This is a genomic window from Nonomuraea zeae, from assembly GCF_005889725.1.
GTDB classification, from domain to species: domain Bacteria; phylum Actinomycetota; class Actinomycetes; order Streptosporangiales; family Streptosporangiaceae; genus Nonomuraea; species Nonomuraea zeae.
Genome location: NZ_VCKX01000324.1, coordinates 1 through 13,129 on the forward strand (window position 1 = coordinate 1; position 13,129 = coordinate 13,129).

Below are 13,129 nucleotides of genomic sequence, written 5' to 3' on the forward strand. Positions count from 1 at the left end.
AGGTGTATAAGAGACAGGGGTCGCTGCGGGCTCTGGCCAGGGCGGCGACCGCCTCGCTCACCGGGACGAGGGTGGCGGGGACGCTGCGGGTGCGTACGGTGCCGTCGTGCTGCTCGGCCACGGTGATCAGGGCCTCGCCGCCGGGATCGAGGAAGGCCATGCGTCCGGATCTGGGCGGGTCGCCGGGTTGGAATACTGCCGCATGACGTACGAGATCCGTGTTGAGGCTCACGGCCGTACAGTGTACGGTACGCGCGGGGTGTGGTTTACCACAGCTGCGATCTACCACCTTCCTCATTCCTGGGCATATCCGATCTTCCGTAGCCTTAGGCCATGACTGAATGGCTGGTTGGACTGATGGAGAGCCTCGGAGCTCTCGGGGCGGGCCTGGCGATCGCGCTGGAGAACCTCTTTCCGCCCCTGCCGAGCGAGGTGATCCTCCCTCTGGCCGGCTTCACCGCCAGCAGGGGCGAGATGGACCTGCTGGACGTCTTGGTGTTCACGACGCTCGGCTCGGTGGTGGGCGCGCTGGCCCTGTACTGGGTGGGGGCGCTGCTGGGGCGGGAGCGCACGCTGGCCATCGCCGCCAAGCTGCCCCTGGTGAAGGTGTCCGACATCGAGAAGACCGAGGCGTGGTTCCTGCGGCACGGCCGCAAGACGGTGTTCTTCGGGCGGATGATCCCGATTTTCCGGAGTCTCATCTCCGTGCCGGCGGGCGTGGAGCGGATGCCGCTGCTGACCTTCACCCTCCTGACGACGGCCGGCAGCCTGATCTGGAACACCATCTTCGTCATGGCCGGCTACCTGCTGGGCGAGAACTGGGCGGTCGTGGAGACGTACGTGGGCATCGGCACCAACGTCATCATCGGCCTGGTGGTGCTGGCGGTCCTGGTGTTCGTCGGAATGCGGCTGACGGAGCGGCGTAAGGGGAGGCATGCGTATCGCCGCTGAGGGGCTGCGGCTCCTGGGCGCGGTGGCGGCGGGCGCCGTCACCGCGCTGGTGAATCTGGTGTTCCTGCTGCTGGCGCTGCCGTTCCTGGGCAATCCGAACGTCGGCGCGGCCGCCGCCCGGCTGGCCCGGCTGGAGGCGCGCCGCCTGCGCCTGGACACCGCCGCCCTGGACGCGCTGCGGGCCGGCGACGGCAGGGCGGTGCGCTACCTGGCCGCGCGCGTCCCGGTCGGCGTGCTCGGCGGGCTGGTGATCACCCTGCTCGTGTACGGCGCGGGCGCGGCCGTGCTGATCGTGTCGGCGTGGGGGCACGGTGAGCCGTTCGACGGCATGGTGCCGAGCCCGCCCCTGGTGGCCTACATCGGGCTGGCCGGGATCGTGCTGCTGTTCCTGGACCTGTCGGGCGTGGTGGGGGTGCACGCGCTGGAGCGGCGGCTCGCGGAACGGATGCTCGGCCCTGACCCGACGCTGGCGCTGGAGCGCAGGATCGCCGAGCTGGCCGAGAGCCGGGCGGGCATCGTGGCCGCGGTCGACTCCGAGCGGCGCAGGATCGAACGCGACCTGCACGACGGGCTGCAGCAGCGCCTGGTGGCCCTGTCGATGCTGATCGGGCGGTCCAGGCGGGGCCGCCCCGAGCTGCTGGAGCAGGCCCACCAGGAGGCGCAGCAGGCGCTGGCGGAGCTGCGCGAGGTGGCCTGGCGGGTCTATCCGAGCGGGCTGGACTCCCTGGGGCTCGGCGAGGCGCTGGCGGGGGTGGCCGAGCGGTCGAGCGTGCCGGTCAGGGTAACCTGCGACCTGCGCCGGCGGCCGCCGATGGCGGTGGAGACGGCGGCGTACTTCGTGGTCTGCGAGGCGGTCACCAACGCGGCCAAACACGCCGGCGCCGGGCTCATCACGGTCGAGGTGCACGAGGAGGACGCGGCGGTGGTCGTACGGGTGCGGGACGACGGCTCCGGCGGCGCGAGCCCGGCCGGCGGCGGCCTGTCGGGGCTGGCCCGGCGGGTGGCCGCGCTGGACGGCGGCTTCGAGCTGAGCAGCCCGGCGGGCGGGCCGACGGCGATCACGGCGGTGCTGCCGTGCGGGTGATCCTGGCCGAGGACTCCACGCTGCTGCGCGAGGGCCTGGTCCGCCTGCTGACGGAGGAGGGCCACAAGGTGCCGGCCGCCGTCAGCGACGGCGAGGCGCTGGTGGCGGCGGTGGCCGAGCACGAGCCGGACATCGTGGTGGTGGACGTGCGCATGCCGCCCACCCACACCGACGAGGGACTGCGGGCCGCCCTGGAGATCCGGCGGCGCTGGCCGGGCGTCAAGGTGCTGGTGCTGTCGCAGTACGTGGAGAAGAGGTACGCCACCGAGCTGATGAGCTCGGACGTCGAGGGCGTCGGATACCTGCTGAAGGACCGCGTCGCGCAGGTGGGCGACTTCCTGGACGCGCTGGAGCGGGTCGGGGCCGGTGGAGCGGCGTTCGACCCCGAGGTGGTGCGGCAGCTGCTGGCGCGTACGACGCAGGTGGATCCGCTGGCCCGGCTGACCGCACGCGAGCGCGAGGTGCTGGAGCGGATGGCGCAGGGGCTGACGAACGCCTCGATCGCGCAGTCGCTGCACGTGTCGCAGAGCGCCGTGGAGAAGCACGTGAACTCGCTGTTCGACAAGCTGCGGCTGTCGCACGCGAGCGGCTACAGCCGGCGGGTGCTGGCGGTGCTGCACTTCCTGGAGTCGTGAACGCCGTCCCCCGGGCCTGGCGGCGCCGCCGGTCAGTAGGTGACGACGATCCGGCGGGCCGGCCCGTCCACCCGGATCCGCCCGCCGACGGGGATCACGAGTTGCGGGTCGGTGTGGCCGAGGTCGACGTCGAACACCACCATGGTGTCGGGGGCGTACCGGGCGAGAGCTCGTAGCACGGCCTCCCGCTGCTGCCGGCGGAACTGCGACTTCTCCTCGGGGCCGAGCGGGCGCTCGAACGACCAGCTCTTGGCCCTGCCCATCAGCAGCGCGGGGAACTGTTCGAGCAGCCCGCGCTCGCCCATGTTCCGGAGGATCCGGTAGACCTCTTCGGCGCGCGGCAGCTCCTCGGAGGTCTCCAGGAAGAGCACGTTGCCGGCGTAGGCGTCCGGCGGCCCCACCGCGCGGCCGGCCATCAGCAGCCAGGAGATGATCTCCAGGTTGCCGCCCCAGCTGATCCCTTCCACGACCCGGTCGCCGTTGTGCCAGGACCAGCCGCCGGCCGGCTCCATGTCCGGTTCGCTGTCGAAGGTGCGCGGGTCCTGCCAGGGGCGGTTGATGTCACCGGAGGTGCTCGCGGGGGTGAGCTCGTACTCGCCCGAGGTGAACAGCGCCGCCCGGAAGGACTGCGCGGTCATCGGGTGCATCGCGCCGGGCCGTCCGAGCTCGGCCATCACCGAGCCGCCGTGGTAGCCGACGATGCCCAGGTCCCGCAGGAACAGCAGCAGGTTGGTGTTGTCGCTGTAGCCGAAGAACGGCTTGGGGTTGGCGCGGAGGATCCCGGCGTCGAGGCGGGGCAGGACGGTGATCTGGTCGTCGCCGCCGATGCTGGCGATCACGGCCTTGATGGCGGGGTCGGCGAAGGCCGCGTGGATGTCGGCGGCCCGCTCGCCGGGTGTCGCCCCCATCTTCCGGGTCGTCGGATATTCGACCGCTTTCACGCCGAAGTCGTCCTGGAGCCTGCGTAGCCCCAGCTCGTAGGGCACGGGGAAGAGGCCGGGCAGGCCGGACGAGGGGGACAGCACCGCGACCTGGTCTCCGGGGCGAGGCTTGGCGGGGTAGCGGGGGTTCGTCATCCGACGATCGTAGGTGTGGCCGGGCCTGCCACCCCAGGCATTTTCCGCCGCCCGGGGCGGCCCGCCGTCTCAGCGGCGCAGGTCGCGTCCGGCCAGGACCAGCCAGAGGTACGGCCCGGGCAGCACCGCGAGCCAGAACAGGTGTGCCTGCTCCCAGTGGCCGAATCCGCAGGTCGGCGGCCAGAGCCGGACCTGTGGCGGCAGCAGGATGGTCCCCAGCACCATCGCGAGCTGGACCACGACCGCGGCCATGGCGGCCTGCCGGCCGGGCGCGAACCGCACGGCGGTCGCCGCGGCCGCCAGCGCGATGCCGAGGCAAACGCCTGCCTCGATGAGCAGGTCGCCGACCGGGAACAGGGTGCCTGCCGGCAGGCGGGTCAGGATGTAGGAGAAGGCGGCCAGCCAGATCGCGATCGCGGCGCCACCGGGCAGCAGGCAGCGCAGCGCCTGCCGCACCCATCGGGGGACCGTGGCGGCGCCGAGGTCGGCGGACATGGCATCGACCAGGCCGAAGGCTGCCGCCGCGCCGAGCAGGGTCCCGCAGATGCGCATGAGTACGAGTGCGTTGCCTCCCGGCAGCGCCTGCCCGTACTGCACCAGGCTCACCAGCCCGGCGGTGAAGGCGGCGACCACGGCCAGCGGCGCCCAGTCGATGGCCCGGGCGAGGGGGCGTACCAGCAGGAGCGCCACCCGCCGGCGGGGCGGCGGCGGGACGGACAAGGGTGTGCCGGCCTGGCGGCGGGCGGGCAGCGTCACAGGCATGGCGTGGCTCCCATCGGCGCGTCGAACTTCCGTTCCAGCCCGAGCAGCGGAAGGGCCTGGCCGATCGTGGTGGTGGGCTTGATGAGCGTGTCCCAGCCGGCCCGGACCTTCTCGCGGGCGACGGGGGAGGCCGACAGCAGCTTGGCGTAGCCGATCTCGGCCTGGCCCCAGTCCAGGCCGGACATCCGGCCCCGGTGATCGTCGACGTGGAGCCCCCGCCGGGCTTCGGGAGGGGAGACCTGGCCGATGAGCCAGTGCGCCACCACCGCGCGGGCCTGGCCGCGCACGTCGCAGAGCGTGGGGTGCCGGGGGTCAGAGTGCCTGGCGGCCGAGTCGTACAGGCCGGTCGCCCAGAAGGCCACGTCCTCGGCCAGGATCCTGCGTTGGTCGGGGTCTCCCCAGCTCATCGGCGCCCGGATCAGGCCGGAATCTGCCCCGAAACTCCAGGTCGGGCTCATCTGCCGCACCTGGGGCGCCCGGGCCCGCAGCTCGGCGGGCAGCGCCGCCACGACTGGCTGGACGGCCTGTTCCCACAGCGGGATCCATGGTTCGTACCCGGGGAAGGCGCAGTAGGTGAGGCTCTGCCGCACCGTGCAGCGGTAGGCGCCGGGGCCGAAGTAGCGCTCGCGCACGCGGGAATCCACGTGGTCGAGGGTCAGCGGCACGTTCGTGGGGAACGTCGCCGGTGGGCGGGTAGACGCCGCGGTGGCCCCCGTTGGCACCGCGACGGCCAGCGCCACCACCACGGCCGCGGCGGACGCCGGCCGTACCCGGTGTCTGAGCAGCGCGATCCCGCCGAAGAGGGCCGCGGCGGCGAGCACGTACACCAGGTGGGCCGCCGACGGGCGGTCGGGCCAGTCCGGGCGGTGGACCTGCATCACCGGCAGCAGCCAGCGGGCCTGGCCGTTCGACGGGTTGGTGAAGATGAGGAAGCCGAGCACGGCCACCACCAGCGGCCCGGCGATCAGCCACGACGCCCAGCGGCCGACGGCCACGCCCAGCGTCGCGGCGAGGACCGCGGCGGCCACCGCCGTCAGCGGCTCCCATACGTCCAGCCGGCCCCCGGCGGGGCCGCTCAGCAGCCGGATCGCCAGGTAGCCGCCCATGGCCACCGCTGCCGCAAGCCCCGCGACCAACGGGGTGGCCAGCAGCAGGGCCCGTGTGCGGTGCTCGGCCCGACCGGGCAGGCCGGACAGGCTCTCGGGCATGCCGTGCCGCCCGTCGCGTGAGGTGGCCAGGCTCGCCACGACCAGGACCGCCGCGGCCAGGCAGGTGGCCAGCCCGGTGGCGTTGACCGGGTCCATCGTGAGGTCGGGCTGCTGGTCCCGGCTGAGGAAGGTCTGCAACGCCAGCACCAGGGCGGTCGCGCCCCACACGAGCGGGTGCCGCACCAGCCTGCGCGCCTCGAACAGCAACAGCCGCCGCGTCACGCCGCCTCCCCGAGCAGCGTGAGGTAGCCGTCCTCGACGCCGGGCGCCGTCGCCTCCGCGGCCGCCGGCCGCTCGCCGAGCGTGCGGTAGCGGCCGTCGGCCGTCCGCCAGAACAGCGTGGAGGTGGCGGGCGCGGCCTGCGACAGCCACACCCGGCCGTCGGCGACGGCCGCGAGCCCGCCGGGGGTGCCGTCGAAGACGGCGCGGCCGGCGCGCATGACGACGACCCGCTCGCACAGCGCGGCGACGTCCTCGGTCTGGTGCGTGGACAACACGACGGTACGGCTCTCGCCCAGGCGCGAGATCAGCGCCCGGAAGATCATTCGCTGCTCCGGGTCGAGTCCCACGGTCGGCTCGTCGAGGATGAGCAGGTCGGGCTCGCCCAGCAGGGCCTGGGCCAGTGCGAGCCGCTGGCGCATGCCGCCCGACAGCTTGCGGACCTTCGTCCGGGCCTGCTGGGTGAGGTTCACCTCGGCCAGCACCCGGCGTACCTCGGCGTGCCGGTGCTCGCGGTCGGTCAGCTCCTTGAGTATCGCCACGTAGTCCACGAGGTCGAAGGCGGTGAAATGCGGGTAGGCGCCCGGGTTCTGCGGGAGGTAGCCGAGCCTGCGGCGCAGCGCGGTCCGCTGCGCGCGGTCGGCGGGGTCCAGGCCGAAGGCGTTCACCGTGCCGGCGTCGGGGGCCAGGGTGGTGGCCAGGCAGCGCAGCAGGGTGGTCTTGCCGGCGCCGTTCGGGCCGAGCAGGCCGGTCACGCCGGTGGTGAGGCTCAGGTCGAAGCCGTCGAGCGCCCGCTTGGCGCCGTAGGTCTTGGTCAGTTGCCTGATCTGGATCATCTGGTGCTCACTCGGTAGAAGCGGTAGGTCAGCAGGAGGGCGGCCGCGGCGTACCCGATCTGCGGGGCGGGGCCGAACGCGGTGAGCCAGGTGCCGGTGAAGCGGCCCGTGCCGACGATGGCCAGCCACACCCCGCCCACGGCGAGCGCGGCGGTCGGCACGGGCAGCCGGTTCGACAGGGCCAGGCAGCCCGCGGCGGCGGCCAGCGCGGGCAGCAGCCAGGCGGCGCTCAGGCCGGGTGGCGCGGGCAGCAGGGGCGAGGCGATTGCGGCCAGCACGACCGCCACCGCCAGCACCGCGGTGGCCCTGGTCAGCAGCAGCCGCGGCCCGGACATCGGGGTCGCGGCCATGAGCTCGTGGGCGGGGTCGACGCGCGGTCCGTAGGCCAGCGCGATCCCGGCCGGCGGCAGCACCGGCGCGACGATCAGGAAGGCGGGCAGCAGCTCGGCCTGCTGACGGGCGGCGAGCACCGCGAAAGCCAGCACCGCCACCACCGCGGCCAGCCAGGCCAGGCTCATGGTCGGCGTCGCCGACAGCAGCCTGGCCAGGTGGTCGGGCACCCCGCCGTGCCGCAGGAACCGCTCGGCGAGGCTCGGACGCGGCCTGATCAGCTCGGTCTCCAGCCTCGCCCAGGACGCCTCAAGCCAGCCCGTGTCGTACGGCAGCGCCGCCCGGCAGTCGGCGCAGCCGCCGAGATGCGCGTCCACGGACATGGCCGGCGCCGGTTCGAGCGTGCCCTGGAGGTAACGCTCGCGCAGGTCGTCGGGGATGTGCCAGCTCATGACAGCTCCTCGCGCAGCCGGGCCCTGGCCCGCATCGCACGGGTCTTGACCGTGCCTTCCGGGATGCCGAGAAGACCGGCGGCCTCCTTGGTGGTGAGGCCGTCCAGGACGGTGGCCTCGATGACGGCCCGCAGCTCGGGGGAAAGCCTGGTCAGGGCGCTGCCGAGGTCGCCGTGCCGCACGCCGAGCAGCACCACGTCCTCGGCCGAGGCGACCGGCGAGCCGTCGCCGGGTTCCAGCCCGGAGCCGATCCAGCGCGAGCCGCGCCCCCGCAGGGCGGAGATCAGGCGGCGGATGGCGATCGTCCACAACCAGCCGGCCGGGTTGTCGCCGCGGAAGCGGCCCGCCGAGCGCCACACGGCCAGGAACGTCTCCTGGATCGCGTCGTCCACGGCGTCCGGGTCGGCGCAGCGGCGGGCCAGCCGGGCGCGCAGCCAGGGGGCGTGGCGCTGGTGGAGGACGCGCAGGGCGGCGGTGCTCTGCGCGGCGACGGCGGTGACCAGCTCGACGTCCGTGCTGTCCGCCGTGACGTCCGAAACCGCGCGCCGCCGGAAGGGGAACGGTCTCACGCTGTATCTATCGCACGGCCCGCCCCCGCCGGTTCTCCCTTTCATGAACGGGCTTCTTCATGGACCGGCCGACAAACTTAGCCTCCTTGACAACTTGATTTGTCGGTGAGAGGGTGAGGACACCCCCGAGAACAAGGAGCGCAACCATCATGAGAAGGATCACCGCAGGGCTGTTCATCTCGCTCGACGGCGTCGTCGAAGCCCCGGAGACCTGGCACTTCCCCTACTTCAACGACGAGATGGGCCAGGCGGTCGGCGCGCAGATGGCCGCCGCCGACGCCCTGCTGCTGGGCCGCCACACCTACGACACCTTCGCCGCCCACTGGCCGCAGCAGGACCCCGCCGACCCGATCGCCAAGATCATGAACGAGACCCCCAAATACGTCGCCTCGACCACCTTGACGTCGCCCACGTGGGCGAACACCACGGTCATCGGCGGCGACGCCATCGCCGAGCTGGCCCGGCTCAAGCAGCAGCCGGGCCCCGACTTCGGCATCTCCGGCAGCCCCACCCTCGTCGTCGCCCTGCTGCGCGAGGGCCTGCTCGACGAGCTCAACCTGCTCGTCCACCCCATCGTGGTCGGCGCGGGCAAGCGCCTGTTCGATGAGGGCTCCGGGCAGATCCCGCTCGCCCTCACCCACTCCGCCACCTTCAGCACCGGCGTGCTGAACCTGACCTACAAGAAGGCCTGACATGCCCGCCAAGACCGTCGCCGACAAGCTCCTCATCAAGCCGCAGACCACCGTGTGGGTCTCCGGGGCCGACCGCCGCCCGCTCGTGGAGCCGCTGCCCGAGGGCGCCCGCCACGTCGACGACCTCACGCGGGCGAACGTCGCGGTCTTCTTCGCCGCCGACGCCGCCGGTGCCCGCGCGCTGCTCGACGAGCAGCGCGGCCGGCTCACCGAGCCCGGTGTCGTGTGGGTGGCCTATCCGAAGGGGAACAAGGCCGACATCAACCGTGACACGCTCTGGCCGATCGTCGGGGAGTACGGGCTGCGCCCGAACGGGCAGGTGGCCGTGGACGAGGTGTGGTCGGCGATGCGTTTCCGCCCGCTCAAGGACGGCGAGGCCCCGTTCACCGGCGGCCGCTGAGCGGGCCCCTCGCTCAGGCGGCTCTGGGAGTGGCGCGCATGCCGACATATACGCAGGGCGTGCCGTCGGCCAGGGTGGAGAAGACCACGGGGAGATGATCGCCGTAGGGGCCGGCGAAGGCGAACACCGTCGGCGACACCGGCACGAGGGCGGCCTCCAGCGGCGGGGAGATGTCCTTCAGGCCGTCGACGAACTCGTACCGGATGCGCGCGCGTCCGTCGTCGTCCTGGCTGATGGTGGTGATGACGCCCGCCCGCCGGTAGGTGCCCACCAGCCGCGTCATGTCCACCTCGGGCGGGTCGGCCGGTGGGGCGAAGAGGGGTGGCAGTTCCGCCCCGGCCAGCTCCGCCAGCAGTTCGCGGACCAGATCGTCGTACAGGTGGGTGAAGCTGCCGCCGTTGGCCAGCAGCACCACGGCCACACCCGCGTGCGGGACGACCCGCAGGTAGGAGTACTGGGAGACGGCGTTGCCGTCATGGCCGAAGCCGAAGACCCCGTTCCAGTCATGCAGGGTCCAGCCCAGGCCCCAGGCGTCGGCCGACATCGACCACTTGTCCGGGCTGTCGACCTCGCGGCGCTGCATGGCGGCGACGGCGCCGGCGGACAGGACGCGGGTGCCGTCCGGGGCCAGGCCGCCGTCCAGGTGCATCCTGGCGAACCGGGCGACGTCGCCGGCGGAGACGATGACCCGGCCGTAGGGGCCCGCCGAGCGCGGCATCAGGTCCCACGCGGGTGCCGGCTCGCCGCCCAGGTGGCCCATCGCCGCGCGGAAGCGCAGCGCCTCCTCCGGCAGGGTCATCGAGTGCTCCAGCCCGAGCGGGGTGAAGAGCATGTCCTTGAGCGCCTGGTCCCAGGTCTTGCCGGTCAGCACCTCGATGATGCGGCCCAGCACGACGTATCCGAGGCTGCCGTAGGAGAACGCGGTGCCGGGCGGGCAGTCCAGGGGCACGTCCCTGGCGGCCTCGACGTACTTGGCCAGGCAGTCGTCGCCCCGGCCGGAGTCGTGGGCGAAGTCGTTGGTCACCCCGCCGGTGTGGGACAGCAGCTGCCGGACGGTGATCTTCTCGGTGGCGCGCGGGTCGGGAGTGGCGAACTCCGGGAGCACGCTGACCACGGGCGCGTCCAGGTCGAGGGCGCCGGAGTCGGCCAGCTGCATCACGAGCGTGGCGGTGTAGGGCTTGGCGAGCGAGCCGACCAGGAACACCGAGTCGGTCGTGACCTCGACCCCCGTGCCCTGGTGCAGCACGCCGCTGGCCAGCTCATGGATCGTCCCGCCGGCCAGCACCGCCAGCGCGGCCCCGGGCACGTGGTGGGCGGCGCGCAGCTCGTCGAGCCTGGCCTGCCAGCGGTCCATGTCGAAAGGCGTTGAGGGCATGACGGCTCCTTCATTCAGGGCGCCGCACGATGTTCGGCGCTCCGCACACTGTACGGACCGCGCACACTGTTCGCAAGCCGTACACTGTTCGGAGAAGATCCGTCGTGAAGGAGCACGCATGCCGGACGACCAGCAGCCGTACCTGTCGGTGTGGGCCCGCCCGCAGCGCCCCCGGCGCGAGCAGCCGCCGCTGAGCCGGGAGCAGATCGTGTCCGCGGCGCTCGACCTGCTGGACGCCGAGGGCGTCGACGCCCTGAGCATGCGCAAGCTCGGCACCCGGCTCAACGCCGGAGCCACCTCGATGTACACGCACGTGGCCAACAAGGACGAGCTGCTCGAACTGGTCGTGGACGCGGTCTACGGCGAGGTCGAGGTGCCGGCCGCCGCCGATCCGGACGGCTGGCGCGCGGCCATCACCCGCTTCGCCCACGGCATGCGGGCCGCGCTCCTGCGCCACCCCTGGATCGTCTCCGTGCAGGGCGAGACCGGCGTGGCCTACCTCGGTCCGAACGTGCTGCGCCAGAACGAGGCCATCCTCGCCGTGTTCGAGCAGGGGGGCTTCACCCTGGAGGCGGCCGACCAGGCACTGAACACGGTCATGGCCTACGTCATCGGCGTGTCGACGAGTGAGGCCGCCTGGCTGACCACGCTCGCCCGCAGCGGCCGGAGCGAGCAGGACTGGACCGCGAGCCTCTGGCCGGCCGCCGAACAGGCCGTCCAGGACTACCCGCGGCTGCGGAAGCTGTACGCCGCCCGGCGAGACCAGAACGCGCGCGCCACCCGCGACGACGAGTTCGGCACCGGGCTCGAATGCGTCCTTGACGGCCTGGCCGCCCGCTTCGCCCCTGCGGAAGGCGCCTAAGGCCGCCTCCCTGACGCCGGGCCTCAGGACTGAGCGCAGGCCGCGGGGCAGAACTTGACCTCGGGATAGCGCGATGACGGCTTGTCCAGGACGGTCTGCCGTTTCGCCTTCAGGTGCTGGTCGAGGAAGGCCGTCACGTACGTGCGGACGAGCTCGACGGCGCGCGCCGCGGGCAGGGCTCCGTAGACGGGCTTGATGCCGAGGACGCCCGCCAGCACGGGCCCGTCGGTGAAGTCCTGGTGGTCCGCGCCCGCCAGCACGATCCAGCGCTTCCACCCGGCCAGCAGTTTCCAGTCGCGGTCCCACGAGGTGTCACGGCCGCCGGGGACGTGCTGCGGCGACCCCATGAACATGAACGGCCGGGAGAACCCGCTCTTGGGGATGCGGGCGTAGGAGGTGCCGTCCATGTCGATGCCGGCGCGGATGCGGGGGTCCTTCACCATGGCCGCCAGGGCGCCGGCCCCGCCGATCGACTGGCCGGCCATCGCGATCCTGGAGCGGTCGATCAGGCCGGAGCCTTTCCATTTCGCGGGCAGCTGGTCGAGCACGAAGGAGACGTCGGCCGCCCGGCCCGCGACGACCCCCGTGCCGAAGCCGGTGTCGGTGTCGCTGTCGCAGGCGAGGCATTCGGCGATCCGCCCGTCGGCCAGGGTGGTGACGTAGCTCTCGTAGGGGTGGTCGATGCCGGCCACCACGTACCCCTGGCTGGCCAGCTCCTCGGCCAGGGAGGTGAGCGTGCTGATCGGCTTGGTGAAGCCGGGCGACAGCACCACAAGGGGCAGCTTCTTCCCGGTGGGTTCGGCGTCCTTGATGGCGTTCGTCCGGGTCCTGCTGAGCGTGTCGTACGGCACGCCCGCGCTCCGCACGCCCTTCATCAGGAGCTCCGATTCCTTCGCCGTCATGTAGGGCGCCCGTTCCCCGTCCCGCTGCCTGGTCGGGTACCACAGGGTGACCTTGAGCTCCCTGGCGTCGACGTCGAGGTTCCAGGGGTCGGGGCGGGAGGTGTCCGTCAGGTGCAGGGACGTGATGCCGACCGGCCGGGACCCCGTCGGCTCCGGCAGCGACGGCGCGCTGCCGTGGGCGGCCGGGGAAGCGGTCGCGGCAGCCGGGGGCGTACCGGTGAGGGCCCCGGAGCCGGTGAGGACGAGCAGCCCGGCGAGGACGATGCCGCGGCCCGGTCCTGTCACACGACGCATGAGTGTCCGTTCTTCTGTCGGGACGGCCGCCGCCGGGATTCCGCCGGCGGCCGGGTGGCAGGCAAGAAGGTAGGCGCGGCCGATCTTCCGGCGCATCGGCCGCCGCGCCGACATCGCATACCTCCCGAGGACGACCGGCGCGCGGTGTCATCCCTGCGATGTACTCCCGGCGGACACCGTCCCCGTCACTGAGGACGATGCGCGGCGGATCGGGCGCACGGGAGAATGCGCTGGTGACAGCGGATCAACGACGGCTCCGGTGGCGGTACGTGCTCGGCCTGCTGCGACCGGGGGCGCGCACCGCCCGGCCGTCGCGGGCCGCGCTCGTCGCCGACGCGCTGCTGGCGGCCGTACTGGCCGCCGCCGCTGCGTTCGCCGCCACGGGCCTGCCGAGCCCGGAGCACGACGCCGGCGTGCGGCCGCACCCGATGGCCGCACTCCTGCAACTGCGGCCCAGCCCTCCGCCCGCCCGCCCCTCACCC

At 72.9% G+C, this 13,129-nt stretch carries 16 protein-coding genes; 7 read left to right on the plus strand and 9 right to left on the minus strand.

Annotated elements, in window-relative coordinates; all coding sequences use genetic code 11:
• A partial coding sequence (locus ETD85_RS52515) for a hypothetical protein (protein ID WP_138697362.1) occupies nt 1-232 on the minus strand: 232 nt, incomplete at its 3' end.
• A gap of 101 nt (nt 233-333) precedes the next feature.
• Here ETD85_RS52515 and ETD85_RS52520 point away from each other — a divergent pair.
• From ETD85_RS52520 to ETD85_RS52530, 3 genes are read left to right on the plus strand one after another with little or no spacing between them, the layout of a single operon-like run.
• Complete coding sequence (locus tag ETD85_RS52520; protein WP_138697363.1) at nt 334-951, plus strand: DedA family protein; 618 nt, start codon at nt 334-336, stop codon at nt 949-951.
• The gene (locus ETD85_RS52525) at nt 935-2,035 is read left to right on the plus strand and encodes a sensor histidine kinase (protein ID WP_138697364.1); all 1,101 of its coding nucleotides are present in this window, start codon (nt 935-937) and stop codon (nt 2,033-2,035) included. The genes ETD85_RS52520 and ETD85_RS52525 overlap by 17 nt, the downstream gene beginning before the upstream one ends.
• A complete protein-coding gene (locus tag ETD85_RS52530; RefSeq protein WP_138697365.1) occupies nt 2,026-2,670 on the plus strand; it encodes a response regulator in 645 nt (214 codons plus the stop codon). Before ETD85_RS52525 ends, ETD85_RS52530 begins: the two co-directional genes overlap by 10 nt.
• A 32-nt stretch (nt 2,671-2,702) precedes the next feature.
• Here ETD85_RS52530 and ETD85_RS52535 read toward each other — a convergent pair whose 3' ends face one another.
• The 6 genes from ETD85_RS52535 to ETD85_RS52560 form a co-directional block, all read right to left on the minus strand.
• Nucleotides 2,703-3,746, minus strand: a complete 1,044-nt coding sequence (locus ETD85_RS52535) for a S66 family peptidase (protein WP_138697366.1) — start codon at nt 3,744-3,746, stop codon at nt 2,703-2,705.
• Between the two features lie 69 nt (nt 3,747-3,815).
• Nucleotides 3,816-4,508 (minus strand): hypothetical protein, encoded by a 693-nt coding sequence (locus ETD85_RS52540; protein WP_138697367.1) that lies wholly within the window; start codon nt 4,506-4,508, stop codon nt 3,816-3,818.
• A complete protein-coding gene (locus ETD85_RS52545; RefSeq protein ID WP_138697368.1) occupies nt 4,499-5,938 on the minus strand; it encodes a hypothetical protein in 1,440 nt (479 codons plus the stop codon). Before ETD85_RS52545 ends, ETD85_RS52540 begins: the two co-directional genes overlap by 10 nt.
• Nucleotides 5,935-6,771, minus strand: a complete 837-nt coding sequence (locus ETD85_RS52550) for an ABC transporter ATP-binding protein (protein WP_138697369.1) — start codon at nt 6,769-6,771, stop codon at nt 5,935-5,937. Before ETD85_RS52550 ends, ETD85_RS52545 begins: the two co-directional genes overlap by 4 nt.
• Complete coding sequence (locus ETD85_RS52555; protein ID WP_138697370.1) at nt 6,768-7,553, minus strand: zf-HC2 domain-containing protein; 786 nt, start codon at nt 7,551-7,553, stop codon at nt 6,768-6,770. Before ETD85_RS52555 ends, ETD85_RS52550 begins: the two co-directional genes overlap by 4 nt.
• Nucleotides 7,550-8,122 carry an RNA polymerase sigma factor gene (locus tag ETD85_RS52560; RefSeq protein WP_240780000.1) on the minus strand — a complete coding sequence of 191 codons (573 nt, stop codon included), beginning with the start codon at nt 8,120-8,122 and terminating at the stop codon, nt 7,550-7,552. Before ETD85_RS52560 ends, ETD85_RS52555 begins: the two co-directional genes overlap by 4 nt.
• 149 nt (nt 8,123-8,271) lie before the next feature.
• Here ETD85_RS52560 and ETD85_RS52565 point away from each other — a divergent pair, with 149 nt between their 5' ends.
• Nucleotides 8,272-8,814, plus strand: coding sequence for a dihydrofolate reductase family protein (locus ETD85_RS52565; protein ID WP_138697372.1), 543 nt, complete (start codon nt 8,272-8,274; stop codon nt 8,812-8,814).
• Nucleotide 8,815: 1 nt separating this feature from the next.
• Nucleotides 8,816-9,214, plus strand: a complete 399-nt coding sequence (locus ETD85_RS52570; RefSeq protein WP_138697373.1) for a hypothetical protein — start codon at nt 8,816-8,818, stop codon at nt 9,212-9,214.
• Between the two features lie 13 nt (nt 9,215-9,227).
• On the opposite strand, the gene ETD85_RS52575 is transcribed toward ETD85_RS52570, so the two are convergent.
• Nucleotides 9,228-10,589, minus strand: a complete 1,362-nt coding sequence (locus ETD85_RS52575; RefSeq protein WP_138697374.1) for a serine hydrolase domain-containing protein — start codon at nt 10,587-10,589, stop codon at nt 9,228-9,230.
• A gap of 118 nt (nt 10,590-10,707) precedes the next feature.
• Here ETD85_RS52575 and ETD85_RS52580 point away from each other — a divergent pair, with 118 nt between their 5' ends.
• A complete protein-coding gene (locus ETD85_RS52580) occupies nt 10,708-11,451 on the plus strand; it encodes a TetR/AcrR family transcriptional regulator (RefSeq protein ID WP_138697375.1) in 744 nt (247 codons plus the stop codon).
• Between the two features lie 23 nt (nt 11,452-11,474).
• Here the strand turns inward: ETD85_RS52580 and ETD85_RS52585 are convergent, their stop codons facing one another.
• A complete protein-coding gene (locus ETD85_RS52585; protein ID WP_138697376.1) occupies nt 11,475-12,647 on the minus strand; it encodes an alpha/beta hydrolase family protein in 1,173 nt (390 codons plus the stop codon).
• 233 nt (nt 12,648-12,880) lie between these two features.
• Between ETD85_RS52585 and ETD85_RS52590 the strand changes: the two genes are divergently transcribed.
• A partial coding sequence (locus ETD85_RS52590; protein WP_206059439.1) for a hypothetical protein occupies nt 12,881-13,129 on the plus strand: 249 nt, incomplete at its 3' end.

Excerpts from the sequence above, each read along its gene's own strand:
- ETD85_RS52565 (WP_138697372.1), top strand. The coding sequence starts at position 8,272 with ATGAGAAGGATCACCGCAGGGCTGTTCATCTCGCTCGACGGCGTCGTC.
- ETD85_RS52550 (WP_138697369.1), bottom strand. The coding sequence starts at position 6,771 with ATGATCCAGATCAGGCAACTGACCAAGACCTACGGCGCCAAGCGGGCG.
- ETD85_RS52540 (WP_138697367.1), bottom strand. The coding sequence starts at position 4,508 with ATGCCTGTGACGCTGCCCGCCCGCCGCCAGGCCGGCACACCCTTGTCC.
- ETD85_RS52535 (WP_138697366.1), bottom strand. The coding sequence starts at position 3,746 with ATGACGAACCCCCGCTACCCCGCCAAGCCTCGCCCCGGAGACCAGGTC.
- ETD85_RS52520 (WP_138697363.1), top strand. The coding sequence starts at position 334 with ATGACTGAATGGCTGGTTGGACTGATGGAGAGCCTCGGAGCTCTCGGG.
- ETD85_RS52575 (WP_138697374.1), bottom strand. The coding sequence starts at position 10,589 with ATGCCCTCAACGCCTTTCGACATGGACCGCTGGCAGGCCAGGCTCGAC.
- ETD85_RS52555 (WP_138697370.1), bottom strand. The coding sequence starts at position 7,553 with ATGAGCTGGCACATCCCCGACGACCTGCGCGAGCGTTACCTCCAGGGC.
- ETD85_RS52580 (WP_138697375.1), top strand. The coding sequence starts at position 10,708 with ATGCCGGACGACCAGCAGCCGTACCTGTCGGTGTGGGCCCGCCCGCAG.
- ETD85_RS52570 (WP_138697373.1), top strand. The coding sequence starts at position 8,816 with ATGCCCGCCAAGACCGTCGCCGACAAGCTCCTCATCAAGCCGCAGACC.
- ETD85_RS52585 (WP_138697376.1), bottom strand. The coding sequence starts at position 12,647 with ATGCGTCGTGTGACAGGACCGGGCCGCGGCATCGTCCTCGCCGGGCTG.
- ETD85_RS52525 (WP_138697364.1), top strand. The coding sequence starts at position 935 with ATGCGTATCGCCGCTGAGGGGCTGCGGCTCCTGGGCGCGGTGGCGGCG.